Source organism: Lysobacter sp. HA35, from assembly GCF_054061195.1.
This window is the reverse complement of record NZ_JBSSDY010000001.1, coordinates 2,787,619-2,812,500: the sequence shown is the minus strand read 5'-3', so window position 1 is coordinate 2,812,500 and position 24,882 is coordinate 2,787,619. Positions and strand designations below refer to the sequence as shown.

At 68.2% G+C, this 24,882-nt stretch carries 21 protein-coding genes, 1 rRNA gene and 1 pseudogene (1 of these 23 only partly in view); 12 read left to right on the top strand and 11 right to left on the bottom strand.

Annotation, left to right across the window (positions count from 1 at the left end; all coding sequences use genetic code 11):
- Positions 1-5 (bottom strand): 16S ribosomal RNA (locus ACVWZN_RS13655); it reaches 1,534 nt to the left of the window's first position.
- Positions 6-429: 424 nt separating this feature from the next.
- Positions 430-1,638 (bottom strand): tyrosine--tRNA ligase, encoded by a 1,209-nt coding sequence (gene tyrS / locus ACVWZN_RS13650; protein WP_456954294.1) that lies wholly within the window; start codon positions 1,636-1,638, stop codon positions 430-432.
- Between the two features lie 187 nt (positions 1,639-1,825).
- On the opposite strand from tyrS, the gene ACVWZN_RS13645 reads away from it, so the two are divergent.
- Both ACVWZN_RS13645 and ACVWZN_RS13640 read left to right on the top strand, forming a co-directional pair.
- On the top strand, positions 1,826-3,256 hold the full coding sequence (locus tag ACVWZN_RS13645; protein WP_456954293.1) for a M23 family metallopeptidase: 1,431 nt from the start codon (positions 1,826-1,828) through the stop codon (positions 3,254-3,256).
- 1 nt (position 3,257) lies between these two features.
- Positions 3,258-4,403: an anhydro-N-acetylmuramic acid kinase gene (locus tag ACVWZN_RS13640; RefSeq protein ID WP_456954292.1), complete on the top strand. Its 1,146-nt coding sequence runs from the start codon at positions 3,258-3,260 to the stop codon at positions 4,401-4,403.
- Here ACVWZN_RS13640 and ACVWZN_RS13635 read toward each other — a convergent pair.
- Positions 4,391-5,743, bottom strand: a complete 1,353-nt coding sequence (locus ACVWZN_RS13635; protein ID WP_456954291.1) for an AmpG family muropeptide MFS transporter — start codon at positions 5,741-5,743, stop codon at positions 4,391-4,393. The two genes, ACVWZN_RS13640 and ACVWZN_RS13635, sit on opposite strands and share 13 nt — an antisense overlap.
- Entirely contained in the window at positions 5,733-6,539 is an 807-nt protein-coding gene (locus ACVWZN_RS13630) for an exodeoxyribonuclease III (protein WP_027082251.1), read from the bottom strand. The genes ACVWZN_RS13635 and ACVWZN_RS13630 overlap by 11 nt, the downstream gene beginning before the upstream one ends.
- 81 nt (positions 6,540-6,620) lie before the next feature.
- Between ACVWZN_RS13630 and pyrE the strand changes: the two genes are divergently transcribed.
- Both pyrE and ACVWZN_RS13620 read left to right on the top strand, forming a co-directional pair.
- Positions 6,621-7,271 (top strand): orotate phosphoribosyltransferase, encoded by a 651-nt coding sequence (pyrE, locus tag ACVWZN_RS13625; RefSeq protein WP_456954290.1) that lies wholly within the window; start codon positions 6,621-6,623, stop codon positions 7,269-7,271.
- A gap of 59 nt (positions 7,272-7,330) precedes the next feature.
- Positions 7,331-7,996 carry a hypothetical protein gene (locus ACVWZN_RS13620; protein WP_456954289.1) on the top strand — a complete coding sequence of 222 codons (666 nt, stop codon included), beginning with the start codon at positions 7,331-7,333 and terminating at the stop codon, positions 7,994-7,996.
- An 18-nt stretch (positions 7,997-8,014) separates the two neighbouring features.
- On the opposite strand, the gene ACVWZN_RS13615 is transcribed toward ACVWZN_RS13620, so the two are convergent.
- From ACVWZN_RS13615 to coaBC, 4 genes and pseudogenes are all read right to left on the bottom strand, one after another.
- Positions 8,015-8,368 carry a DUF3147 family protein gene (locus ACVWZN_RS13615; RefSeq protein WP_456954288.1) on the bottom strand — a complete coding sequence of 118 codons (354 nt, stop codon included), beginning with the start codon at positions 8,366-8,368 and terminating at the stop codon, positions 8,015-8,017.
- Positions 8,369-8,370: 2 nt separating this feature from the next.
- Complete coding sequence (locus ACVWZN_RS13610) at positions 8,371-10,674, bottom strand: phosphomannomutase/phosphoglucomutase (RefSeq protein WP_456954287.1); 2,304 nt, start codon at positions 10,672-10,674, stop codon at positions 8,371-8,373.
- A gap of 33 nt (positions 10,675-10,707) precedes the next feature.
- Positions 10,708-11,169, bottom strand: a complete 462-nt coding sequence (gene dut / locus ACVWZN_RS13605; protein WP_456954286.1) for a dUTP diphosphatase — start codon at positions 11,167-11,169, stop codon at positions 10,708-10,710.
- A pseudogene (gene coaBC / locus ACVWZN_RS13600) lies at positions 11,166-12,364 on the bottom strand (bifunctional phosphopantothenoylcysteine decarboxylase/phosphopantothenate--cysteine ligase CoaBC). Before coaBC ends, dut begins: the two are co-directional and overlap by 4 nt.
- A gap of 126 nt (positions 12,365-12,490) precedes the next feature.
- On the opposite strand from coaBC, the gene radC reads away from it, so the two are divergent.
- The 4 genes from radC (at position 12,491) to ACVWZN_RS13580 (ending at position 16,544) form a co-directional block, all read left to right on the top strand.
- Positions 12,491-13,165 carry a RadC family protein gene (gene radC, locus ACVWZN_RS13595; protein WP_456954285.1) on the top strand — a complete coding sequence of 225 codons (675 nt, stop codon included), beginning with the start codon at positions 12,491-12,493 and terminating at the stop codon, positions 13,163-13,165.
- A 149-nt stretch (positions 13,166-13,314) separates the two neighbouring features.
- Positions 13,315-15,003 (top strand): arginine--tRNA ligase, encoded by a 1,689-nt coding sequence (gene argS / locus ACVWZN_RS13590; RefSeq protein WP_456954284.1) that lies wholly within the window; start codon positions 13,315-13,317, stop codon positions 15,001-15,003.
- Positions 15,003-15,842, top strand: coding sequence for an SPOR domain-containing protein (locus ACVWZN_RS13585; protein WP_456954283.1), 840 nt, complete (start codon positions 15,003-15,005; stop codon positions 15,840-15,842). The genes argS and ACVWZN_RS13585 overlap by 1 nt, the downstream gene beginning before the upstream one ends.
- Positions 15,843-16,151: 309 nt before the next feature.
- Positions 16,152-16,544, top strand: coding sequence for a hypothetical protein (locus ACVWZN_RS13580; RefSeq protein WP_456954282.1), 393 nt, complete (start codon positions 16,152-16,154; stop codon positions 16,542-16,544).
- Between the two features lie 3 nt (positions 16,545-16,547).
- Here ACVWZN_RS13580 and ACVWZN_RS13575 read toward each other — a convergent pair whose 3' ends face one another.
- Together ACVWZN_RS13575 and speA are read right to left on the bottom strand one after the other, a co-directional pair.
- A complete protein-coding gene (locus ACVWZN_RS13575) occupies positions 16,548-17,405 on the bottom strand; it encodes an NAD(P)-dependent oxidoreductase (RefSeq protein WP_456954281.1) in 858 nt (285 codons plus the stop codon).
- Between the two features lie 20 nt (positions 17,406-17,425).
- Positions 17,426-19,315, bottom strand: a complete 1,890-nt coding sequence (gene speA / locus ACVWZN_RS13570) for an arginine decarboxylase (RefSeq protein ID WP_456954280.1) — start codon at positions 19,313-19,315, stop codon at positions 17,426-17,428.
- A 184-nt stretch (positions 19,316-19,499) separates the two neighbouring features.
- Between speA and ACVWZN_RS13565 the strand changes: the two genes are divergently transcribed.
- From ACVWZN_RS13565 to ACVWZN_RS13555, 3 genes are all read left to right on the top strand, one after another.
- Positions 19,500-21,368, top strand: a complete 1,869-nt coding sequence (locus tag ACVWZN_RS13565) for a diguanylate cyclase (protein ID WP_456954279.1) — start codon at positions 19,500-19,502, stop codon at positions 21,366-21,368.
- Positions 21,369-21,432: 64 nt separating this feature from the next.
- Entirely contained in the window at positions 21,433-22,281 is an 849-nt protein-coding gene (speE, locus tag ACVWZN_RS13560; protein WP_456954278.1) for a polyamine aminopropyltransferase, read from the top strand.
- A 53-nt stretch (positions 22,282-22,334) separates the two neighbouring features.
- Positions 22,335-24,209: a diguanylate cyclase gene (locus ACVWZN_RS13555; RefSeq protein ID WP_456954277.1), complete on the top strand. Its 1,875-nt coding sequence runs from the start codon at positions 22,335-22,337 to the stop codon at positions 24,207-24,209.
- Between the two features lie 18 nt (positions 24,210-24,227).
- Here the strand turns inward: ACVWZN_RS13555 and ACVWZN_RS13550 are convergent, their stop codons facing one another.
- A complete protein-coding gene (locus ACVWZN_RS13550) occupies positions 24,228-24,566 on the bottom strand; it encodes a P-II family nitrogen regulator (protein WP_036141567.1) in 339 nt (112 codons plus the stop codon).
- A gap of 96 nt (positions 24,567-24,662) precedes the next feature.
- On the opposite strand from ACVWZN_RS13550, the gene ACVWZN_RS13545 reads away from it, so the two are divergent.
- Positions 24,663-24,812, top strand: a complete 150-nt coding sequence (locus tag ACVWZN_RS13545) for a hypothetical protein (protein WP_155914180.1) — start codon at positions 24,663-24,665, stop codon at positions 24,810-24,812.
- The last annotated feature ends 70 nt before the right edge of the window (positions 24,813-24,882 follow it).

The following is a 24,882-nucleotide window of genomic DNA, read 5'->3' as shown; positions in this document are numbered from 1 at the left end:
ACTTAAGTTTTGCAACCGATCCCGAAGGATCAGCTAAAGCTTTTAGTGCAGAGCTCGCTCCAAGCCTCAAAACTCGCTTGCATTTGCATGCATTTAAATCTTGTTGCTTGTGACGAGACATCTGCGATGGACAGTCATCCACCACCAGACGCCCGCACAAGTCACCTGCGCACACTGTCAAAGATCAGAAGACTTCGGCCTCAGCGCCTCGTCTTTTCCACCCCTCGAACCAGACCTCAGTCCGTCCGAGTGAGCCGCCCATTTTAGGGCAGTTTCGATCACTGTCAACACCCTGTGATCGAAGATTTTTGCTGCCCTGCCGGTTCCGTTCAGCGCGCCGGAGCGCGTGGCCGTCATCAGCAGGGTCGACCATTATGTCGCGGCCGATCGTTCTTGTGAAGCCCTGGTGAGAGCGGCGAAACGAACGATTCAGCCTGCGATGAGGCGTACGCGCGCGAAGGTGCGCTTGCCTACTGCGACAACGCCTTCGAAGCCCGGCGCGAATACGCGTGCCGCGTCTTCAAAGATGTCGCCGTCGACGCGGACCGCGCGCTCCTTGAGCTTGCGATTCGCTTCGGAGTTGCTGGGTGTCAGCCCTGCGGCCGTCAACAGCGCGGCAATGCGCAGGCCTTCAGCCGGAACGACGACGTCGATCAAAGGAAGCTGGGCGACATCGCCTTCGCCACGCACCGCCGCGTTCCATCCGGCGACCGCCTGGTCCGCAGCAGCAGCGCTATGGAAGCGCGCGGCCAGTTCGCGGGCGAGGCGCATTTTGAGGTCGCGCGGATTGAGCGCGCCTGAATCGATTTCGCCTCGCAGGCGCTGCGCTTCGGCGATCGAGATCTCGAAGCTCAGCAGGTCGATCCAGCGCCACATCAATGTGTCGTCGATCTTCATTGTCTTGGTGACGATATCGATCGCGGACTCGTTGATGCCGATGTAGTTGCCCAGCGACTTGCTCATCTTCTGGACGCCGTCGAGGCCTTCCAGCAACGGCATGGTCAGCACGATCTGCGGTTTCTGACCGAAGTGTTCCTGCAGGCCGCGGCCCATCAGCAGGTTGAACTTCTGATCGGTGCCGCCGAGCTCGACGTCCGCCTTCAGGGCGACGGAGTCATAGCCCTGCACGAGCGGATACAGGAACTCGTGGATCGCGATCGACTGGTGCGCGGCGTAGCGCTTGGCGAAATCGTCGCGCTCGAGCATGCGGGCGACCGTGTGCTGGCCAGCGAGCTTGATCATGTCGGCGGCCGACATCGCGCCGAACCATTCGGAGTTGAAGCGCACTTCGGTGCGCTCGCGATCGAGCACCTTGAAGACCTGTTCGGAATAGGTCTCCGCATTGGCGAGCACGTCTTCGCGCGTCAGCGGCTTGCGGGTGACGTTCTTGCCGGTCGGGTCGCCGATCATTCCGGTGAAATCGCCGATCAGGAAGATCACCTGATGGCCGAGGTCCTGGAACTGCCGCATCTTGTTGAGCAGCACGGTGTGGCCGAGGTGCAGGTCCGGCGCGGTCGGGTCGAAGCCCGCTTTGATGCGCAGCGGGCGGCCGTCTTCCAGCCGCTTGGCGAGCTCGTCAGGCTTGAGAATCTCGTCCGCGCCGCGCGCGATGAGGTCAAGGGCGTCCTGGATCGACATCGTTTCGGTCTCACAGAAGGTCGCGACTTGCGACCCCGGTCCCGTGAAGGACCGGTCAAAAGTTAATTGAACGTAAAACGGACGTTGACGAAAAAAACCATTTACATCAATGGTTTGACGCGTCGATCTCGCGTGTCTATTTTACGGTCGTGACGGGGCCTACACGGCCTTGTGGGGAACAACCAGCATGACAGACACCGCCTCGGCGCGCCGCGCGCGCCTGGATGCCCTTCGCGAAGAGACGCTGCACCGTCCGGTGACCGCGCACGAAGGACACGGCTTCAACGGACGCTGGTCGCGCAGGCAGTGGGCGCACGCCAGCCTGTTCGCCACCGCGGCGATGCTGGCGGCCGCGATCGTACCGGGCTTCGATCGCCCGGTGGTTGCACGCGGTCATGCCGCGACGCCGAGCCATTCGATGGCGCTCGCGCTGCCGCCGCTCCGTCTGGCGCAGCAGCAGGGCGACAGCTGGCAGATCGTGCAGGTCAAGCGCGGCCAGACGCTCGCGTCGATCATGAAGGACCTCGAGATTCCGCAGGCGCAGCGCGACCAGCTGCTCGCGCAGTCGTCGGTGAAGAGCCAGCTGCTGCGTTCGATGAAGCCGGGCACGCAGCTCGCGTTCGATCTTCCGGTCGGTGGTGGGCTGCGTGCGTTCCGTTTCGACCAAGACGAGAGCCATCGCGTCGAGCTGACGTTCGCCAACGGCGACGTCAAGCAGAACGTGCTGGTGAGCCCGACCGAAACGCGCACCGTGGTGCTCAGCGGCAAGGTCGGCAATTCGCTGTATGCGTCGGCGCGCAAGGTCGGACTGACCAGCGCGCACGTCAACACGCTGACCGACGACATGTTCAAGTACGACATCGACTTCAATGACGATGTCGGCGCCGACGACCGCTTCAGCGTGGTCGTCGAGCAGACGTGGCGCGACGGACAACTCGTCGCGACGGGCCCGGTGCTCGCCGCGACGTTCACCACCGGCGATACGCTGCATTCGGCGTTCCGCTTCGACCGCAACGGCAAGCCCGAGTACTTCACCGCCGATGGCCGCTCGCTCAAGCGCAGCTTCATCCGCATGCCGATTCCGTATGCGCGACTGAGCTCGGGCTTCGGCAACCGCTTCCACCCGGTGCTGGGCCGCTGGCGCATGCACAAGGGCGTCGACTACGCCGCGGGCACCGGCACGCCGATCATGGCGGCGGGTGATGCGCGCGTGGCGTTTGTCGGCTGGAAGGGCGGCTACGGCCGCGTCGTCGAACTTGACCACGGCCGTGGTTATTCGACGCTGTACGGCCACATGTCGGCGTTCGGCAAGGAACACGTCGGCCAGCGCATCTCGCAGGGCACGGTGATCGGCTATGTCGGCGCGTCGGGCCTGGCGACCGGCCCGCACCTGCACTACGAATTCAAGGTCAACGGCGCGCAGCGCAATCCGCTGTCGATCACGATGCCGCCGCCGGAACCGCTGTCGGGCCCGGCCTACGCCGCGTTCCGCACGCAGACGCGCACGTCGCTGGCGCGCATCCGCGAAGTCGAGAACATCATCTACGCGGGCGATGACGAGCCGCAGGTCGCGAAGGCCGCCGCCAAGCCGGACACCAAGTCGCGCCGCCGCTCCTGACATGACGACATCGATGCCGGCCGACGGGCTTTACGTCGGCCTCATCTCCGGAACGAGCGCCGACGGCATTGACGCGGCGCTCGTTCGTTTTGGTGCCGGTGTATCCGACACCGGATGCCGGCTCGAGCACGGCGTCGTGGTGCCCTGGGACGACGCGCTGCGCACGCGGCTGGTTGCGCTCGGCCAAGGCGGCGATGCACGCGGACTGGACGAAATCGGCACGCTGGACGTGCAGGTCGGCGAAGCGTTTGCGAACGCGGTGCATGAGTTGCTCGCGGTTGCGGGCGTCGGTGCGCGCGACGTCGTTGCGATCGGTTCGCACGGGCAGACGATACGCCATCGCGCCGCGGGCGCGGCGTACGACGGCAAACATCCTTTCACGTGGCAGATCGGCGACGGCAACGTCATCGCCGAACGCTGCGGTGTCGCGACAGTTGCGGACTTTCGCCGTCGCGACGTTGCGGCCGGCGGTCAAGGCGCGCCGCTGGTGCCTGCGTTCCATGCGGCCATGCTGCATTCGCATGCGGAAGATCGCGCGGTGCTCAATCTCGGCGGCATCGCCAACTTCACGCTGCTGCCGCGCCTGGGCGACGTACGCGGTTTCGACACCGGCCCGGCGAACGCGTTGCTCGATGCGTGGTGCCTGCGCCATCGCGGCGAAGCCTTCGATCGCGACGGCGCGTTCGCGGCGAGTGGTCGCGTCGACGGTGCATTGCTTGGGCGGCTGCTCGACGAGCCATGGTTCGCGTTGCCGCCGCCGAAGAGCAGCGGTCGCGAGCAGTTCCATCTCGACTGGGTGGACGCGAAGCTCGGCGGTTCGGAATCAGCGGCGGACGTGCAGGCAACGCTGCTCGAACTCAGTGCGGCGACGGTTGCGAGGGCGCTGCTCGCGCATCAGCCGTCGACGCGTCGCGTGCTGGTTTGCGGCGGCGGCGTGCGCAATCCCGCGTTGATCGCGCGCATCGCCGCGCACCTTCCGAACTGCACGATCGAAGCGACGGATGCGCATGGCCTCGACGCGGATTTCGTCGAAGCGATGGCGTTCGCGTGGCTGGCGCGGCAGACGCTGGCGGGTCTGCCGGGCAACGTCGCGGCGGTGACGGGCGCGAAAGGCCCGCGCGTGCTCGGGACGGTTTATCCCGCCTGAGCGCCCGGCGCGGTGCCGCTATCGGCAGGCGCGAAGCGCGGCCACAGATAGACGAACAGAAGCGTGGCCGGCAGCACAGCGATCGTCGCGATCACGAAGTACTGCGAGTAGCTCGTCGCTTCGACGATCGTGCCGGCGAACACGCCGAGCACCTTGCCCGGCAGGTTCACCATCGAACTCAGCAGCGCGTACTGCGTCGCCGTGTGCTGTCGGTTGACCAGCGACGACAGGAACGCGACGGCCGCAGTGCCGAGGAAGCCCAGCGAGAAGTTCTCGGCGGAGATCACCAGCGTGAGCGCGCCGAGGTCGCCGTGGTGACGCGTCAGCCAGACGTACAGCAGGTTGCAGCTCGCGCACACCACGATCGAGACGATCAGCGGCCAGCGCACGCCGAAGCGCGCGATCGCGACCCCGGCGGCGAACACGCCGGCGATGCCCACCCATATGCCGTAGAACTTGGTGATCGCGCCGATCTGCGTCTTCGCGAAGCCCATGTCGAGGTAGAACGGGCTCATGATCCCGCCGACCAGCGCCTGTTCCGGGATCTTGAACAGCAGGATGAAGAGCAGCGTCAGCAGCGCCGTCTGCACGCCGTAGCGGCGGAAGAAATCGGTGAACGGCTCGACCACCGCGATCTGCATCGCCTCGCCCCATGAACTGGGCGACGGCCGATACGCCTCGGGTTCGCGCGACAGCAGGTTCGCTGCGATCGGCAGCAGCATGAGCCCGGCCATCGCGAGGTAGACCGTGCTCCACGGCACGTGGTCGGCCATCGCGAGTGCGAGCGCACCGGTGACAATCAGCGCGATGCGGTAACCGAGCGAATACGTCGCAACGAGCGCGCCCTGCGCGGCCATCGGCGCGATCTCGATGCGATAGGCGTCGACCGCGATGTCCTGCGTCGCGCCCGCGAAGGCGACGAACACGGTCGCGACGATGAAAGGCGCGAGCTGCGCCGGCGTCAGCATCGCCATCACCACCAACCCCGCGGTCACCGCGACCTGCGCCAGCAGCAGCCAGCCGCGTCGCAGGCCCAGGCGTGCGAAACCGGGCACGCGGCTGTGGTCGAGCAGTGGCGCCCAGAGGAACTTCAGCGCGTAGGTCATGCCGGCGCTGGCGATGATCGTGATCTCTTTCAGCACGATCCCGTTTTCCTTCAGCCAGTACGCGAGCGTGCCGGCGACGAGCAGGAACGGCAGCCCGGAGCTGAACCCGAAGAAGAACATCGTCCACGCGGACGGCTGGGTAAACGCCTTCCAGACCGACATCTTCTGCGCGGGCGGTGGCGGCAGCCCCGCGGTCGCCGGGTCTTTCGGAAGGCGGACGTTGTCAGAGGTCATAGTCGACGATGTAAGGCGCGTGGTCGGAGAAACGCGGCTCGCGATGCGTTTCGCAGTGGCGGATGGCGCCGCGCAGGTTCGGCGTCACCAGCTGGTAGTCGATGCGCCAGCCTACGTTGTTCGCACGGGCCTGTCCGCGGTTGCTCCACCACGTGTACTCGGCGGATTCATCGGGTTTGTGCACGCGGAAACTGTCGAGCCAGCCGAGGTCGCCGGCGCAGGGCGAGCCGTCGCCGTGCTGGTCGGCGATCAAAGCATTGAGCCATGCGCGTTCGTGCGGTAGGCAGCCGGTCTGCTTCTGGTTGCCGCGCCAGTTGGTGATGTCGCGTTGCGAACGCACGATGTTCCAGTCGCCGCAGACGATGTACTGGCGGCCGCTGTCCAGCCACTCGCGCAGGATCGGCGCGAACCAGTCCATCACCGATACCTTGAAGCCCTGGCGCAGGTCGCCGGTGGTACCGGACGGCACGTACAGCGACACCACCGACAGGTCGCCGAAGCGCGCTTCGATGTAGCGCCCTTCCTCGTCGAACGCGTCCCAGCCCAGCCCCGTGCGCACTTCGTCGGGCTCGCGTTTGCTGTAGATCGCGACGCCGCTGTAGCCCTTCTTCGTCGTCGCGTCGCGGAAGTTGGCGTGGTAACCCGGCGGGATCAGTTCGGGCAGGCGCAGCTGGTGTTCCTGCGCCTTGGTTTCCTGCACGCAGAGGATGTCGGCGTCCTTCTGCTGCATCCAGTCGATGAAACCCTTCTTCGTGGCCGACCGCCAGCCGTTGGCGTTGAAGCTGATGACGCGCATGCGTGATCCGTATGGGATACCGGCGCCAAGCGTAGCCGCTCGCTGCTTTACGATGCCGGTTCTTCATCGCGCGACTTCGCCATGGCCGACCACCGCACCCGCTTCCTCGAACTCGCCCTGCGCGTCGACGCGCTGCGCTTCGGCGAGTTCACGCTGAAATCGGGCCGCACCAGCCCGTACTTCTTCAACGCGGGCCGCTTCGATTCGGGTGCCGCGCTGGCGGAACTGGCGGCTTGCTATGCGGATGCGGTCGACGCCGCGGGCGTGCAGTTCGAGGTGCTATTCGGGCCGGCGTACAAGGGCATCCCGCTCGCGACGGCGCTGGCCTGCGAGTTCGCGCGTCGCGGCCGCGACCTGCCCGTCGCGTTCAATCGCAAGGAAGCCAAGGATCACGGTGAAGGCGGGCTGCTGATCGGCGCGCCGCTCGAGGGCCGCCGCGTGCTGATCGTCGATGACGTGATCACCGCCGGCACCGCGATCCGCGAGGCGCTGGCGCAGATCCGCGCCGCAGGCGGCGTGCCGGCCGGCATCGTGATCGCGCTCGATCGGCAGGAAGCCGTCGACCCCACCGTCTCCCGACGCTCCGCGGCACAAACGGTCGCGGACGAGCAGGGCCTGCCCGTGGTCGCCGTCGCCCGCCTGGCCGACCTGCTCGACTTCACCGCCGGCGATGCCGACCACGCCCGCCGCGAGCGGCTGTTGGCGTATCGCGCGGCCTACGGTTGCGACTGAGCGCCGGTGGCGCGAAAGTTGCTTGCAATCGCGTGACACGACCGCCCAACCGGCCCGCCATGACCCGCACCCCGCTGCTCGCCCTTGCCCTCCTTGCCGTCGTGCCCGCGCTGCACGCGCAGTCGGCGCCGGCCAAGAAGCTCTATTGCTGGAACGAGGGTGGCCGCAAGGTCTGCGGCGACGCACTGCCGTCCAGCGCGGTCGACGCCGCGCGCACCGAATTCAACGCCAAGAGCGGCATGGCGATGACCACGCTCGATCGCGCGCTGACGCCGGACGAGCAGGCCGCCGCGGCCGCGCAGGCGAAGGCGCAGGCCGATGCCGCCGCTGCGGCCGAAGCCGAACATCGCCGACTGATGGCGATGATCGAAACCTTCGCGACCGAAGCCGACCTGCGCAAGGCGTTCGGCGAGCGCGTCTCGCTCAATGCCGACGCGATGAAGACCGCGCGCATGGGCATCGATGGCCTGCGCCAGGGCCTCGTATCGCGACTGCAGCGCGCCGGCGAGCTGGAGCTCAACAAGAAGCCGGTGCCGAAGATGCTGCGCGACGAGATCCACACGCAACACGGCCAGCTCATGGCGCAGCAGTCGGCACTGACGACGCTGCAGTCGCAGGCGACGACGCTGCAGGCGCAGCTCGACGAAGCCGTGGCGCGTTATCGCGAACTCAAGCCGCAGCAGCAGGCCGGCGCCACGTCGACCGCGGCAACGCCCGCAGGCTGAGTCACCGCGCTGCCCGCCTCAGGGCAGCAGTTCGATCCCGAACGGCCGCACCAGCCAGGCCGTCAATCCGAAGCACGCGATTGTGATCGCGGCCGATGCGGCCAGTGTTGGCCAGAAGCCGATGCGCGCGAGCATCGCGGGAAACAGCAGGAACATCGGCAGCGTCGGCAGCACGTACCAGAACGTGTAGTACGCGTGGTTGGCGAGCTTGGCCGGCGGTTGCTTCTCGACGTGCAGCCAGACCAGCGCAAGCACGGTCACCAGCGGCAACGCCGCGATGAAGCCGCCGAGCCGGTCGCTGCGCTTGGCGACCTCGGATACCACGACGACGATCGCCGCGGTGACTAGGTATTTCACGGCAAGCCAGGCCATCGTCAGAACGGCAGGACGAGGTCCGGCTGGATCGCGGCGATCTGCTCACGGAACGCGTTCTGGATGCGCAGCAGCGCCTCCGACGAATCCGCGTCGAAACGCATGACCAGCACCGGCGTGGTGTTCGATGCACGCACCAGGCCCCAGCCGTCGGCATAGTCGACACGCAGGCCGTCGATGGTCGACAGGCGCGCGCCTTCGAACTTCGCCTCGCTCTGGAAGCGATCCACGAACGCGTGCGGATTGCCGTTCGGTGCGTCGACCTTGATCTCCGGCGTCGACACGCCGTTGGGCAGCGCGTTGAGCGTTTCGGTCGGCGTGCGCGGGCTGGTAGCGAGGATCTCCATCAGGCGCGCGGCGGCGTAGACGCCGTCGTCGAAGCCGTACCAGCGCTCCTTGAAGAAGAAGTGGCCGCTCATCTCGCCGGCCAGTTCGGCATCGGTCTCGCGCATCTTCGCCTTGATCAGCGAGTGGCCCGTCTTCCACATCAGCGGGCTGCCGCCGTGGCGCAGGATGTGGCCCGGCAGGCGGCCGGTGCACTTCACGTCGAATAGGATCACCGCGCCCGGATTGCGTTCGAGCACGTCGGCCGCGAACAGCATCAGCAGGCGATCCGGGAAGATGTTGTCGCCGGTGCGCGTGACCACACCGAGGCGGTCGCCGTCGCCGTCGAAGGCGATGCCGAGGTCCGCATCCAGGCGCTCGACCATCTGGATCAGATCGACGAGGTTGTGCGGTTCGCTCGGGTCGGGATGGTGGTTCGGGAACGTGCCATCGATATCGCAATGCAGCGGGATGACTTCCGCGCCGATCGCCTCGAGCACGCGCGGGCCGATGTCGCCGGCCACGCCATTGCCCGCGTCGACTACGACCTTGAGCGGGCGGTCGATCTGGATGTCGGCGGCGATGCGCTGGACGTAGTCCTCGGCGATGTCGCGCTCGTCGAGGTTGCCCGGCGTCGGCGCGGTATGCAGGCGGTCGTCGGCGATGCGCGAGTACAGATCCGTGATCGCGTCGCCCGACAGCGTTTCGCCCCCGACCACGACCTTGAAGCCGTTGTAGTCCGGCGGGTTGTGCGAGCCGGTCACCGACACGCACGACCCCGCGCGCAGGTGGTAGGCGCCGAAGTAGACGACGGGCGTCGGCACCATGCCGACGTCGAGCACGTTGCGGCCCGCGCGGCGCAGGCCGGTGATCAGGCCTTCGACCATGGTCGGCCCGGACAGGCGGCCGTCGCGGCCAACCACGATGTCGCGCAGGCCCTGCTCCTGCATCACCGTGCCGATGGCCTGGCCGATGAGTTCGGCGATGCCGGCATCGAGGCTCTGGCCGACGATGCCGCGGATGTCGTACGCGCGGAAGATGCCGCGATCCAGCGCGAGCGTCTGCTTCACCGCTTCGGGCTTTTCACCGGCCGGGAGCGGCGGCGGCGTGGTCGGCCGGACCGATTCGGCGAGCGTCGGCGCGTCGTCGGCGTCTTCGACCACCGCGGTGCCGCGACGCGACAGCAGCTTCGGCAGCGAGGCGATCACGGCGGCGAGCAGCAGGCACACCAGCGTGGCGACCGCGCAGCCGATCGAGCCGAGGCCGAACGGGCCGCCAGCGACATCGGGTACCGCGGCCGAGACGCGCAGGTCGGTGTTCGGCACCTTCGCCGCGAGCGCTTCGGCGCTGGTCGCGAGGCTGGCGTCGCCCTTCTCGGCGAGGCTCGCATTGCCCTGGCGCAGCGCGAGGTAGTTCGCGTCGCCGATGTCGGCGTTGTTCACTGCGTCGGCGAGCTTCGCCATCGGCAGGCGGACCATCGCGACGGCGGGCGTATTGCCCGCGGCGACCGGTGCGGCCAGCGCGATGTATGCGGTGCCGGCGTCGCGGATCGCGGATGCGACCGGCTTGCCGGCGGCGATCGCCGATTCCAGCACGGCGACATGGCCGTAGCCCGGACCCTTGTTGCCCGGCGCGCCGAGCGCGTCGTAGACACCGTCGAGTGCGGCCGGGCGCACTTCGCCGCCGGTCGCGCCCTTCCAGCCGGCGGTTAGCTGCTCGGCGGCGCGGTCCAACAGTCCGTTCTTCAGCGCGTCCTGCACGCCGGGGCTGGCGAGCTGCTCGGCGAAGCGCTTCTGCGCGGTGCCGATCATCGACTGCGCCGCCTGCACGACGCTGTCGCGCGCGGCCTGCACGTCGGTGCGCCGCACCTCGTCGCGCCACTGCGCCCAGGCATTCCATCCGAACCAGCCGGCAAGCAGCAGCGCGACACCCGCACCGAGCGGGATCAGCGGCTTCAGACGGTCGACCTGGGCATTCGGCATCGCGATTACTCCCTGCAACTCATTGCAAATTGTTCAACGCACGCCGGTGTGGCCGAAGCCACCTTCGCCGCGCGCACTGGTTTCGAATTCGTCGACCACGCGGAACGTCGCGCGCACGATCGGCAGCACGACCAGCTGGGCGATGCGATCCCCCCGCTCGATCGTAAAAGCCGCGTCGCCGCGGTTCCAGATGCTCACCATCAGCGGACCCTGGTAGTCCGCGTCGATCAGGCCCGTGCCGTTGCCGAGCACGATGCCGTGTTTATGCCCCAGCCCCGATCTCGGCAGGATGACGGCGCACAGCGTCGGATCGGCGATGTGGATCGACAGCCCGGTCGGCACGAGGTGCGTTTCGCGCGGCGCGATGGTCAGTGGCGTGTCCAGCGCGGCGCGCAGGTCGACGCCGGCGCTCGCGGCGGTCGCGTATTCCGGCAGCGGCCACGCATCGCCGTGGCGCGCGTCGAGCAGGCGGACTTCGATGGTGCGTTCGGTCATGCGAGGCGCGCCTCGATCAGGTCGAGCAGGCCGCCTGCGATATCGGACTTCGCCCCCGGGCCGAGCGTGGTCGATGCATCGGCGTCGTAGACGACCAGCGTGTTCTCGTCGCTCTCGAAACCACTGCCTTCCACGCCGACGCGATTGGCGGCGATCAGGTCGACCTTCTTCGCGACGAGCTTGCCGCGCGCGTAGGTTTCGACGTCGTGCGTTTCCGCGGCGAAACCGACGACGAGTTGCGGACGTTTCGGATGCGCCGCGACCTCGGCAAGGATGTCGCGCGTGCGCACCAGCGTGAGCGTCAGGCCGTCCTGCCCGGGCTGCTTCTTGAGCTTGTTCGGCGAGATCGACACCGGCGTGTAGTCCGCGACCGCGGCCGCGCCGATATAGACGTCGCAGGGCAGCGCGGCCATCACCGCGGCATGCATCTGCGCGGCGCTGCGCACGTCGATGCGCTTGAGGTCCGGCGGCGTCGGCAGCGTGACCGGGCCGGCGATCAGCAGCACGTGCGCGCCGCGCGCGGCGGCCGCGCTCGCCACCGCAAACCCCATCTTTCCGCTGCTGCGATTGCCAAGGAAACGCACGGGATCGAGATCCTCGAACGTCGGCCCGGCGGTGACCACGACGCGGCGCCCGGACAGCGCGCTCATGCGGCCTCGCCCGACAGCACGCGCACGATCGCCATCGGTTCGACCATGCGGCCTTCGCCGATCTCGCCACAGGCCTGGTCGCCGGCCGCGGGGCCGATCACCAGCACGCCGCGGTCGCGCAGCGCCGCCACGTTGGCTTGCGTTGCGGCATTCGCCCACATCACGCGGTTCATCGCCGGCGCGATCGCGATCGGCGCTTCGGTCGCGAGGCACAACGTGCTGACGAGGTCGTCGGCGAAGCCGTGCGCGATCTTCGCGATCGTGTTGGCGGTGGCCGGCGCGATGACCACCACGCTGGCCCAGCGCGCGAGTTCGATGTGGCCCATCGCGGCTTCGGCGTGCTCGTCCCACAGCGACGTGCGCACCGGCTGGCCGGACAGCGCCTGGAAGGTCGCGGCGCCGACGAAATGCTGCGCGTTCTCGGTCATGGCCACGCGCACCTCGGCGTCGGCGTCGCGCAGGCGACGAACCAGGTCGGCGGACTTGTAGGCGGCGATGCCGCCGGTCACGCAGAGCAGGATGCGATGGCCGGAAAGCGCGGTCACGGGGCGGAAAAGTCCGACGGAGAAAGCGGCCGACAGCTTACCCGAACGCCCGGAATCGCCCGATGCGCGACGTGCCGTGCATCACGTTGCAATGACCGCCCACGAATCACGTCCACGGAGGGACGCATGCGCATCCACGATTGGCCCGCCGCCGAGCGGCCGCGCGAGAAGCTGCTCGCCCGCGGCGCCGGCGCATTGTCCGACGCCGAACTCGTCGCGCTGTTCCTCGGCTCGGGCCTGCGCGGGCAGGACGCGGTCACCACCGCGCGCGGTCTGCTCGTCGAACACGGCCCGCTGCGGCGCCTGCTCGAACGGCCGCCGGTCGACCTCGCCAAGCTGCGCGGCGTCGGTCCGGCGCGTGCGTGCACGCTGGCCGCGGCCCTGGAGATCGGCCAGCGCGTGCTCGCGTCGGAGCTGGAACGCGGCGACGCACTGACCGACCCGCCATCGGCCGGCCGCCTGTTCGCGCAGCGGCTGCGCGCTTTTGACCACGAGGTGTTCGCGGTGATGTTCCTCGACACCCGCCACCGCATGCTCGCGTTCGAGGAGATGTTCCACGGCACGCTCGACGGCGCCGAGGTGCATCCGCGTGACGTGGCCCGGCGCGCGCTCGCGCACAACGCCGCGGCGCTGATCGTCGGCCATAACCACCCGAGCGGAAATCCGGAGCCGAGCGCGGCCGATCGTGCCGTCACTGCCCGGCTGAAGCAGGCGCTGGCGCTGGTGGACGTGCGACTGCTGGACCATTTCGTGGTCGGCGACGGCCCGCCGGTGTCGATGGCGGCGCGCGGCTGGGTGTGAACCGCGCCAACCTTCGTCGTGGTGGGATTTTCGACGATGCGATCGCAAGCGGGTGACGCAGCGCGCGGCGGCGCGTTGCGGACCGCCGCGGCACGACCCCTAACGCAGCGCCGTACAATGCGCCCCCATCCAGAAGTCCCGGATCGTCCGTGAAATCGACCCTCCGCGCCCTCGTCGAGCAGGCCGTCGACGCCCTGCGCGGCGCCGGCACGCTCCCCGCCGATGCGCCCACGCCCGACTTCGTGATCGAGCGGCCGAAGAACCGCGCGCAGGGCGACTTCTCGACCAACGCCGCGATGCTGCTGGCCAAGCCGGCAAAGTCGAACCCGCGCGCCATCGCGCAGGCGCTGGTCGACGCACTGCCGGCCAACGAGCAGATCGCGTCGGTCGAGATCGCCGGCCCCGGCTTCATCAATTTCCGCATCGCCGAAGGCGCGTGGCGTTCGACGCTGCGTGACGTCGCGTCGCAGGGCGAAACGTTCGGCCGCAACAGCAGCGGTGAAGGCCGCCGCGCCGGCGTCGAATACGTCTCCGCGAATCCCACCGGCCCGCTGCACGTCGGCCACGGCCGCGCTGCGGTGATCGGCGACTGCATCGCGCGCGTGCTCGAAGCCAACGGCTGGGCCGTGGCGCGGGAGTTCTACTACAACGACGCCGGCGCGCAGATCAACAACCTCGCGATCTCCGTGCAGGCGCGCGCGCAGGGCCGCGGCCCGGACGACGCGGGCTGGCCGGAAGACGGCTATCGAGGCGATTACATCAAGGACGTCGCCGACGCCTACCTGCGCGGCGATACCGTCGAAGTCGATGGCCACATCGTCGTCGGTGCGAAGGACGCGAACGATCTCGACGCGATCCGCGCATTCGCCGTCGCCTACCTGCGCCGCGAGCAGAACCTCGACCTCGCCGCGTACGGCGTGTCGTTCGACGTGTATTTCCTCGAGTCGTCGCTGTACACCGACGGCAAGGTCGAGGAGACCGTGCGCGAACTCATCGCGCACGGACATACGTACGAGGAAGGCGGCGCGCTGTGGCTGCGCACGACGGACTTCGGCGACGACAAGGACCGCGTGATGCGCAAGTCCGACGGCACGTACACCTACTTCGTGCCGGACGTCGCGTATCACCTGTCGAAGTGGCAGCGCGGCTACGAGCGCGCGATCACCGAACTCGGCGCCGATCACCACGGCTCGCTGGCGCGCGTCAAAGCCGGGCTGCAGGCGCTCGACACCGGCATCCCGCAGGGCTGGCCGGAATACGTGCTGCACCAGATGGTCACCGTCATGCGCGGCGGCGAGGAAGTGAAGCTCTCCAAGCGCGCCGGCAGCTACCTCACGCTACGCGACCTGATCGACGAAGTCGGCAGCGATGCGGTGCGCTGGTTCCTGATCGCGCGCAAGCCGGACTCGCAGCTCACGTTCGACATCGACCTCGCGCGCAGCCAGTCGCTCGACAACCCCGTGTACTACGTGCAGGTCAGCCATGCGCGCATGTGCGGACTGATGCGGCAGCTGAAGGAACGTGGGCTGTCGTTCGACCACGACAACGGCGTCGCGCAACCGCTCGATCTCGACGACGCGACGACACACGAACTCGTGACCACGCTGTCGCGCTATGCGGAAGTGGTGGAGACGGCCGGTCGCGATCTCGAGCCGCACCAGATCGCGGCCTACCTGCTCGAACTCGCGCAGGCGTTCCAGTCGTACTACAACGAACACCAGATCCTGGTCGACGACGCGGACGTGCGCGACGCGCGCCTCGCGCTCGCTTCAGCAACGCGTCAGGTGATTTCCAATGGACTTGCGCTGCTGGGCGTGTCCGCCCCCGAGGTGATGTGATGGCGCAGAAGCGCGGCAAGACCCAGGCGCGCCGCTCCGGTGGCGGTGGTGGTGGTAGCGGAATGCCGGGTTGGGCATGGCTGGTGATCGGCGTGGCGATCACGCTGCTGGTCGTGATCGCGGCTCCGAAGCTCATGCATCGCGACAAGGACGGTTTCTTCCGTCCGACCCCGAACCCCGATGCGCTGCCGAAGGCGGCGAACGAGGAAACCGTGGTCGACGACGAAACGGCGGCCGACAAGACCGCGACGCCGAAGCCGGCGGCCGCAGCTACCGATGCAGAGAAAAAGAAGCAGGCGTTTGACTTCTACACGCTGCTGCCGGGCAAGGAAGTGCCGATGAGCGACGCCGAACTCGCCGCGAGCGAGCAGGCGGAAAAGGCGCACCAGTCCGCGCAGGTCAATGCGCCGGCGCAGACTCCTTCGACGACCGCCGCGACCACTCCGACAGCGAGCATCGACACGAAGTCGTTGCCCGCGCCGGTCGATCAGTCGCTGCCGAAACCGGTGTCGACCGAAACGCACGCGTCGACCACGGCAGCGGCGTCGAACAACGCTCCGAGCACTACGGCTGCAACGACGACCGCGACCGCGACTGCTGCAGCCGATACGCATTACATCCTGCAGGCGGGCGCATTCCAGGCGTCGGGCCAGGCCGAAGAGTTGAAGGCGAAGATCGCCCTGCTCGGTGTCGGTGCGCGCGTCGAATCCGCGAAGATCAACGGCAAGACGGTCTATCGCGTGCGCATGGGGCCGTACGGCAGCGCCAGCGAACTCGCCGATGCGAAGCGCAAGCTGGCGAGCGGCGGCTTGTCGGCGATGGCGGTCAGGACGAACTGATCGGACGCATCGCGCACCGCCGAGGTCGCGGTGCGCGTTATCGAGTTGGTCGTTGCGTGACCGGGGTTGGTCATCGCCCTGTCGTGATACCGCAGGCCAGCAACGGACATGCGCACATCGCAGTCGTCGTCTGCGCGGCCCTCGTCCTCGTGCGTGGTCGACGCGTCGCGCTGTGCACCATCAGCGCATATCGCTGACCGCGAAACAGCGCCGCCCACGCCCTCGAATGCCCCGCCCGTGCGATACGTCTCGCATCGCGGGCGGCGCACTGCCTACACTCGGCGCATCCCAGTCCCGAAGCCAACGCCGATGCCGACGCCTCCGTCCCGCCGACTCGTCGCCTGCGCCGTCGCGCTGCTGGTCATGCTCGCGCTGACCGGCCTGCTGTTCCTGACGCGACGTTCGTTCGCCGGATGGATGACGCCGATCGGGCTGATCGCACCGCTCGATCTTCTTGCAGTCGCATTCGCGATGGCAGCCGGCGGATTTATCGCGCGACGCGGCTTCGGTATCCCGGCGGTCGCGCTTGTGGTGCTGATCGGCATCGGCAGCGCGATCGCCGCGTTCGCCTACGCACCGGCTGAGCAGACCGGCGCGGCACGATGGCTGATGCGCAACACCGCGCTGCAACTCGTGTTGTCGGCGATCGTTGCTTGGGCGGCGGCGATGGTCGGCGAGCGCGTCGCCGCGATCCGCCGCTGAACCTCAGCGCGCGCGCTTGAGCGCGATCAGCGCCGACGTGTCGGAGTCGCCTAGGCCGCGTTCGGTCACCAGCTCCGAGTAATCCGCGAGCGCCTGGTCGATGACCGTGGTGCGGATGCCGGTGGACTGCGCCATGCCCTGCACGATGCGCAGGTCCTTGAGCATGTGCGCGCTTTTGAAACCGGGTGCGAACTCGTCGCGCAGCATCGTCGCGCCGCGCTTGTCGAGGAACCAGTTCGACGCCGCGCCGGCCATCAGCGTCGGCAACAGGCGTTCGGCGTCGAGGCCGAGCTTCTCGCCAAGGGCCAAGCCTTCGCACACCGCTTCGTTGATGCCAGCGACCAGGACCTGATTCACCGCTTTCGTTGCCTGACCCGCACCCGTTTCGCCCATGTGCGCAAGTCGCGCGGCATAGCACTCGAGCATCGCGCGTGCTTTTTCGAGCACCACTTCATCGCCGCCCGCCATCACCGACAGTTTGCCGTTGCGAGCGCCTTCGACGCCGCCGGACACCGGCGCGTCGATGAAGCCGATGTCGTGTGTCGCCAGCATCGCGGCCGCGCGCTTGGCAGTATCGACGGAGACGGTCGAATGATCGATGACGACGGAGCCGGGACGCAGCACGTCCGCAAGACCCGCGACGTTTTCCAGCACGTCGGCATCAAGCGGCACGCACAGCGCGACGACGTCGCAGTCGGCGAAGTTCTGCGCCGAACGCGCGGCACGAACGCCGAGTTCCGCGGCGAGCGCGTCGGCTTTTTCCTGCGTGCGCGTGCCGACCACGGTGAGCAGACCGCGTGCATGCACGTGTCGCGCCATCGGTGCGCCCATCGCGCCGAGGCCGATGAATCCCGTCTTCATTGTTGGTTCCCCGCGCGCCGTCAGTCGAACGGCGCGTCGTCCAGATAGGTGTAGCCGGTGAGGCCTGCTTCGAGTGCCTCGTTGAGCCGCAGTGTTTCGTCGGCGGCGAGCCCGGCGGCCGCGACCTTGTCGCGATACGTCTGCCGGAGCTGGGCGATATCGTACCCGACGTAGTCGAGCATCACGTCAATCGTGTCGCCGCGGCGCTGCTGCACGAACTCGAAACCGGACTCGCTAACCTGAACAGCGACGGCGTCGGTGTCGCCGAACAGGTTGTGGATGTCGCCGAGGATTTCCTGGTATGCGCCAACCAGGAAGAAGCCGAGGCGATACACCTCGCCCGAGCGCGGTGGATGCACCGGCATCGAGGTCGACAGTGTTTCGTTCTCGACGTACGTATCGATGCGGCCGTCGGAGTCGCAGGTGAGATCGGCGATCACGCCGCGACGCATCGGCGCTTCGTCGAGGCGTTCGATCGGCACAATCGGGAACACCTGCTGGATCGCCCACACGTCGGGCATCGACTCGAACACGCTGAAGTTGACGAAGTACTTGTCGACCAGGCGTTCGTTGAGTTCGTCGAGCACGGTGCGCTGCGTCTTCTCGGCCGGGTTCAACCGGGTGCGCACGTCGTTGAGGATCGCGTAGTAGAGATCGTCGATGCGCGCGCGATGCACGAGGTCGATCTGACCGACCGCGTATGCGTCGAGGCCTTCGGCGTGGTAGTGCGTGGCTTCGTGGAACAGCTCCACCGCGGGGCGCGTCGCAAGTTCGGCGTGGATGCTGCGCAGGTGGCGGATCACCAGCGGTTCGTCGTCGTGCGCATCCGGCACGCGGCCTTCCGGCGCGCGTTCGACTTCACTGACGTTGGTGACCAGCACCGCATGGTGCGCCGTCATCGCGCGGCCGCATTCGGTGACGATGCGCGGCGGCGTCAGGCCGTTCGCTTCGCAGGCGTCGGCAAGTGGTTGGACGATGTTGAGCGCGTACTGCCGCACACCGTAGTTGATCGAGTAGTAGCTGCGCGAACGCGTGCCTTCGTAGTCGACGCCGAGACCGCCACCGACATCCATGAAGCGCACGTTCGCGCCGAGCCGCGAGAGCTCAATGAAATACCGCACGGCCTCGCGCATGCCGTTGGCGATGTCGCGAACGTTGGAAATCTGCGAGCCCATGTGGAAATGCAGCAGGCCCAGGCAGTCGCCCATGCCGGCGTCGCGCAGGCGCTTCCAGAGATCCAGCACCTGACGCGGCGACAGTCCGAACTTCGCCTTGTCGCCACCGCTGTTCTGCCACTTGCCCGCACCGAGCGATGCCAGCCGCATGCGCACGCCGAGGCCCGGCTTCACGCCGAGTGCTTCGGCTTCCTCGATCACGAGCTGAAGCTCGGACGGCTTCTCGACGACGATGTACGTCTCCAGCCCGAGCTTGCGACCGATCAGCGCGAGGCGGATGTATTCGCGGTCCTTGTACCCGTTGCAGACGATCAGCCCGCCGGGGCGCGACAGCGCCATCACCGCCATCAGCTCGGGTTTGCTGCCCGCCTCGAGGCCGAAACCCTCGCCCACGTTCGACGCCAGCGTGCCGGCGACGGACTCGTGCTGGTTCACCTTGATCGGATACACCGCGGTGTAGCCGCCGCCGTAGCCGGTCTCCTTGATCGCCCAATCGAACGCGTCCTGCAATTTGTGCAGGCGATCGGACAGGATCTGCGGGAAGCGCACCAGTAGCGGGAGCTGCGCGCCGCCTTCGAGCGCGCGATCCACCGCTTCGGCGAGCGCGATGGTCGGCCCGCCCATGCCCTGCGGATGCACGCTGACGCGGCCGGCGCCGTCGACGTCGTAATAGCCTTCCGACCAGTACGGAATCGAATAGGTCTTGCGGGCCAGGTCGGTCGACCAGTCGGACATCGGGCGCACCCCAGCGAGGAAGGCGCGCATTCTAGGGCCAGTGGCGTGACCGATCGCCGATTGCGGCAGGGCGCCCGTCCAGCGGCTGCGGTCGCCGGCTCAAGAAGGCTGAAGGCCGGCCGATCTGGGTGAATCCCCCAGCGGCCGTGCGGCGCTGCCGTCCGTTACGCTCGCGACCTTGCCCGTGCTCCGACGCCTCCTCGTCACGCTGTCCGTCGCCGCGACGCTCGCCGTCGCGACGGCGCATGCCGCGCCGTCGTCCGAGGCCTTCGACCGCCTATTCCTGCAGATCGACGATGGCGAAGTCGCCGTCGATGACGACGGCCAGACCGCCGACGCGCTCGCTCGCCTGCGCGCTGCGCTGCCACCCGGCGACCAGCGCCGCGAACGCCGCTACCGCACCGCGGTCTGCGACCTGACCTTCGTCAAGGACACCCGCGCCGGCCTGGCCTACGCGCGCCGCGAGCTCGAGGCCGCCCGCCGCGCCGGGGACGTCGATGCGCAGGCGCGCTTCACCTACTGCCAAGGCTTCGCGCTCGAGACCACCGACCCCAACGGGGCTTGGAACGCCTACGACGCCGGCCTGCAGCTCGCCCGTCGCGCCGAAGACGCCCGCCTGATCGGCGACGGCTACACGTATCGCGGCGGCATCGCCTCGCTTCAGGGCGACCACGCCCGCGCGCTGCAGGATTTCCTCGCCGCGCAGGCGGTGTTCGACCGCGCGCACCTCGCGCGTCGCTCCGAGACCAACCTGCTCAACATCGGCATGGCCTACCGCCGCATGGGCCTGTACGCCGAAGCGATGGGCTACCTGCGCGAAACCGAGGCCTACGCGCGCCGCATCGACAGCGTGCCGGATCTCTACGCCGCGTTGATGCAGCAGGGCTATGCGTTCGAGGAGCAGCATCGCGGCGCCGCGGCGGTCGAACGATTCCGCGCTGCGCTGGCGGTCGCGCAGCGTTCGGATCCGATCGATCGCGGCTACGCCCAGCTCGGCCTCGCCAACGCTTGGCTCGCCGCGGGGCAGCCGACCCGCGCGCTGGACGCGGTCGCGCAGGCGCGTCGCGAGCTCGCATACGACCGCATCGCGGTCAGCGAACCCATGCTCGACCAGGCCGAAGGCCTCGCCGACGCCGCGCTGGGCCGGCATCGCGCTGCGATCGCCACCTTCAACCACGCCGAACCGCTGATGCGCGCGCAGCACAGCACGCGCTATCTCGCGCTGCTGCACCAGGCGCGGGCGCGCAGCGAAGAAGCCGTCGGCGATCCCGCCGCCGCGCTGGCGGACCTGCGCCAGTACGTCGCGCTCAACGAACGCCTGCAGGCGTCGGCCGACGGTCGCGACGTCGCAGTCGCCCGCATGCAGTTCGACGCCGGCCGTCGCGCGCTCGAGCACGCCCGCCTCGATCTCGACCGCCGCGGCCGCGAACGGGAAATCCGCGCGCTGGAACGCCAGCGCCCGTGGCGGTGGACGGCGATCGGGTTGGGTGCCGCGCTGGCCGCCGCGCTCGCCGCACTCGGCCTGCTGCAGGCGCGCGAGTCGCGGCGCCTGCGCGTGCTCGCCCTCACCGACCCCCTGACCGGGCTGGCCAACCGTCGCGGCCTGCGCCGTCTGGCCGAGGACGCGTTCGCCAGCGCCCAAGCCGACGGCCGGCCGGTCAGCGTCGTCCTGCTCGACCTCGACCACTTCAAGCGCGTGAACGACCAGCACGGCCACGCCACCGGCGACGTCGTGCTGGTCGAGGCCACCCGTGCGCTGGCCAGGGTGCTGCGCCCGCAGGACCGCATCGGCCGGACGGGCGGCGAGGAGTTCGTGGTGGTGCTGCCGGCCACGCGCCGCGAGGACGCCGTCGTCATCGCCGAACGCCTTCGCCTGGCGGTGGCCGCGCTCGACATCCGCCCCCAGGTGCCGGGGCTGGTGGTGAGCACCAGCGCGGGCGTGGCGACCTCCGCGCCCAGCGACGACCGCATCGACGACCTGCTCGGCCGTGCCGACGCCGCGCTCTACCGGGCCAAATCGGCGGGCCGCGACCGCGTGGTCACCGCCGACTGAGCATCGAGGCCCGGTCCGCTACACTCGGGTGTTTGCCGATATCCGGCCCGAGATGCAGAGCGACATGAGCGAACCCACCTGGCAGTACGAGAACTTCGAGCACACCGGCTCGGCGATTGGCTTCCGCATCAATCGCAAGCTCGATGAAGTGCAGTCGCCGTTCCAGAAGATCGAGATCTTCGAGACGACCGACTGGGGCAACCTCATGCTGATCGACGGCGCGGTGATGCTGACCACGCGCGACAACTTCCTCTACCACGAGATGATGTCGCACCCCGCGCTGTTCACCCATGCGAATCCGAAGCGCGTCGTGATCATCGGCGGCGGCGACTGCGGCACGCTGCGCGAAGTGCTCAAGCATCGCGCCGTCGAAAAGGCCGTGCAGTGCGACATCGACGAGCAGGTCACGCGCATGGCCGAGAAGTGGTTCCCGGAGCTGTGCGATTCCAACGGTGACGCACGCGCCGAGCTGCTGTTCGACGACGGCGTCGCCTACATGAAGAACTGCGAAGCCCGCAGCGTCGACATCGTGATCGTCGATTCCACCGATCCGGTCGGCCCGGCCGAAGGTCTGTTCAACAAGGCCTTCTACGAATCCTGCTTCCGCGCGCTGAAGGACGACGGCATCCTCGTGCAGCAGTCCGAATCGCCGCTCGCGCTGCTCGACCTGATCCGCTCCATGCGCGCCGAGATGCGCAAGGCCGGGTTCACGTCGTTCAAGACGCTGCCCTTCCCGCAGCCCTGCTACCCGACGGGCTGGTGGAGCTGCACGCTGGCGCGCAAGTCCGGCGGCTTCGAGTTCCGCGAGCAGGACGCGCGCAGCTCCGGTCTCAAGACGAAGTACTACAGCGCCGATATCCATCGTGGGGCACTGGCAACGCCGCCCTTCGTCGCCGAAGCCCTGGACGACTGAGCCCGCGTCGCCCGGCCGTCGAAAGACGTACCGGGCGCGCACGACGGATCCCGATGCCTCGAACCCGCGCGTCGCTACTGGCTCTGACGCTCGCCGTCCTTACGGCGACGTCAGCGCACGCGCAGGTCGACCGCGCCGCGGCGTTCGACAAGCTGTTCGACCAGCTCGACAGCGAGCGCCTCAACCCCGCCACGCCCGAAGCCGCGCAGGCCGAGATCGCACGCCTGCGCGCGTTGGTGCCGCCCGGCGATCGTCGCCGCGAACTGCTCTACGAATCCACCGAATGCTTCCAGCCGCCTGAAGACGTGCATGCCTCGCTCGCCTACGCGCAGCAGGGCACCGCGGCCGCGAAGGCGCTGGGTGATGTCGAGGTCGAAGCACGCTTCCAGCTGTGCGAGGCATCCGTCCAGGAAATGCTCGGTGCGGTGCAGACGTCGCTCGAGCTGTACACGCGAGGCATCGAACTCGCGCGGCGCTCCGAGCACCCCGCGCTGGTCGCCGACGGCATGGTCCTGCGCGGCAATACGTATTCCTACCTCGGCCGTCACGCCGAGGCGCTGATCGACTTCACCAACGCGCAGCATCTCTACGACAGCTCGCACCAGGCCGAACGTTCGGAAGGCAACCTGCAGAACATCGCGGTCGCCTACCGGCGCATGGGCGAAACCGAGAAGGCGCGCGAATACCTCGAGCGCAGCCGCGAGATCGCCAAGCGCCACGACGACTGGGCAAGCATCGCCGTCGTCGAAGTGCAGATGGGCTTTCTTTACCAGGACACCGGTCGTCCGGACCTCGCGTTGCCGCGCTTCGAGGAAGGCCTGCGTATCGCGCGCCGGCGTCTCGATCCTTCGCTCGTCGCCGGCACGCAGCTCGCGCTGTCTGCAGCGCAGGTCGACCTCGGCCGTTATGCGCAGGCGCTCGCGTCGGTGCAGGCGTCGAAGGCCGGCTTCGCGAGCGTCGGCGACCAGGGCGATGCCGGCATGCTCGCGGTGATGGAAGCGCGCGCGCGTGCCGGGCTCGGCCAGACCGACCAGGCGCTCGCGCTGTACGCGACCGCCGAGAAGATCCTGCAGGCCGACGAGAACGATCGCTATCTGGAAATGATGTATCCGCACCGCGCCGCGCTGTACGAGCGCACTGGCAATGCGACCGCGGCACTTGCCGACTACAAGCGTTTCCTTGCGCTGCGCGAGAAACGCGTCGCCGCGCGCAGCGAGCAACGCACGCTGATGCTGCGCCAGCAGACGGACGCCGCGCAGCGCGACTTCGAAAACCAGCGGCTGCGCGCCGAGAAGTCGATGCGCGAGAAGGATGTCGAAGCATTGCTGAAGGTGCGACGCTGGCAGCGCATCGCAATCGGTTTGGGCGTCGCGCTGATCGCGGTGCTCGGGCTGCTCGTCGGCCGACAGATCGTGCGCACGCGTCGGTTGCGCGTGCTCGCCGCCACCGACGAACTCACCGGCGTCGCGAATCGTCGCCGCATCGAACTGATCGGCGCCTACGCGGTCGCGCAGGCGCGCGCGGACGAACGCCCGCTGTGCGTGATCACCTTCGACATCGACGGCTTCAAGGCGATCAACGATGCACACGGCCATCTGGTCGGCGACCAGGTGATCGCGCGCGTTGCCGAAACCTGCCAGCACACGCTGCGCCAGTTCGACGAGATCGGTCGCATGGGCGGCGAGGAATTCGTCGTGCTGCTACCGGATACGGCGATCGACGCCGCGAGCCAGGTCGCCGAACGCCTGCGTGCGAATGTCGAAGCACTCGACTTCCGCGATGCCGCGCCCGACCTGCGCGTGACGATCAGCGTCGGCGTCACCCCGCTGGCGCCGCGCGATGCGGGCCTGTCCGACCTGCTCGCACGCGCCGACCAGGCGCTCTACCAGGCGAAGGCGGCGGGTCGGAACTGCGTTCGCACGACCTAGGTCGCGCGGTTTAGACGCTTACAGCGCGTCGGCGTCCAGCTCGCCCGTGCGGATGCGCACCACGCGCTCCAGATCCCAGACGAAGATCTTGCCGTCGCCGATCTTGCCGGTGCCCGCGGCCTTCATGATCGCCTCGACCACCGCGTCGAGCTGGTCGTCCGCCACCGCAACCTCGAGCTTGATCTTCGGCAGGAAGTCGACCACGTATTCGGCGCCGCGATAGAGCTCCGTATGGCCCTTCTGGCGCCCGAAACCCTTCACCTCGGTCGCGGTGATGCCGGCGACGCCCACTTCGGCCAGCGCCTCGCGCACGTCGTCGAGCTTGAACGGCTTGACCACCGCCATGACCATCTTCATCGGTATTCCTCCTGTGCCGCGCAGCATAGCGTCACGCGCCGACGCCGCGTTCGCGCATGCCGACGCAGGCTGGACATCCCGCCCGGAGGCGTTCGCATGATCCGCAAGCTCAAGTCCGGCGAGTACCGGCTGTACTCGCGCAAGGTCGACCCGAAAACCGGCAAGCGCCGCAACCTCGGCACGTTCGGCACGCGCGCCGCGGCCGAGAAGCACGAGCGCGACGTGCAGTACTTCAAGCGCCACTGACGACGCAGGCGTCGGGCGGTAAAGTGGCGTCCGTCGGATTTCCCCGACATGCCGCATCGAGGCGCTCCGA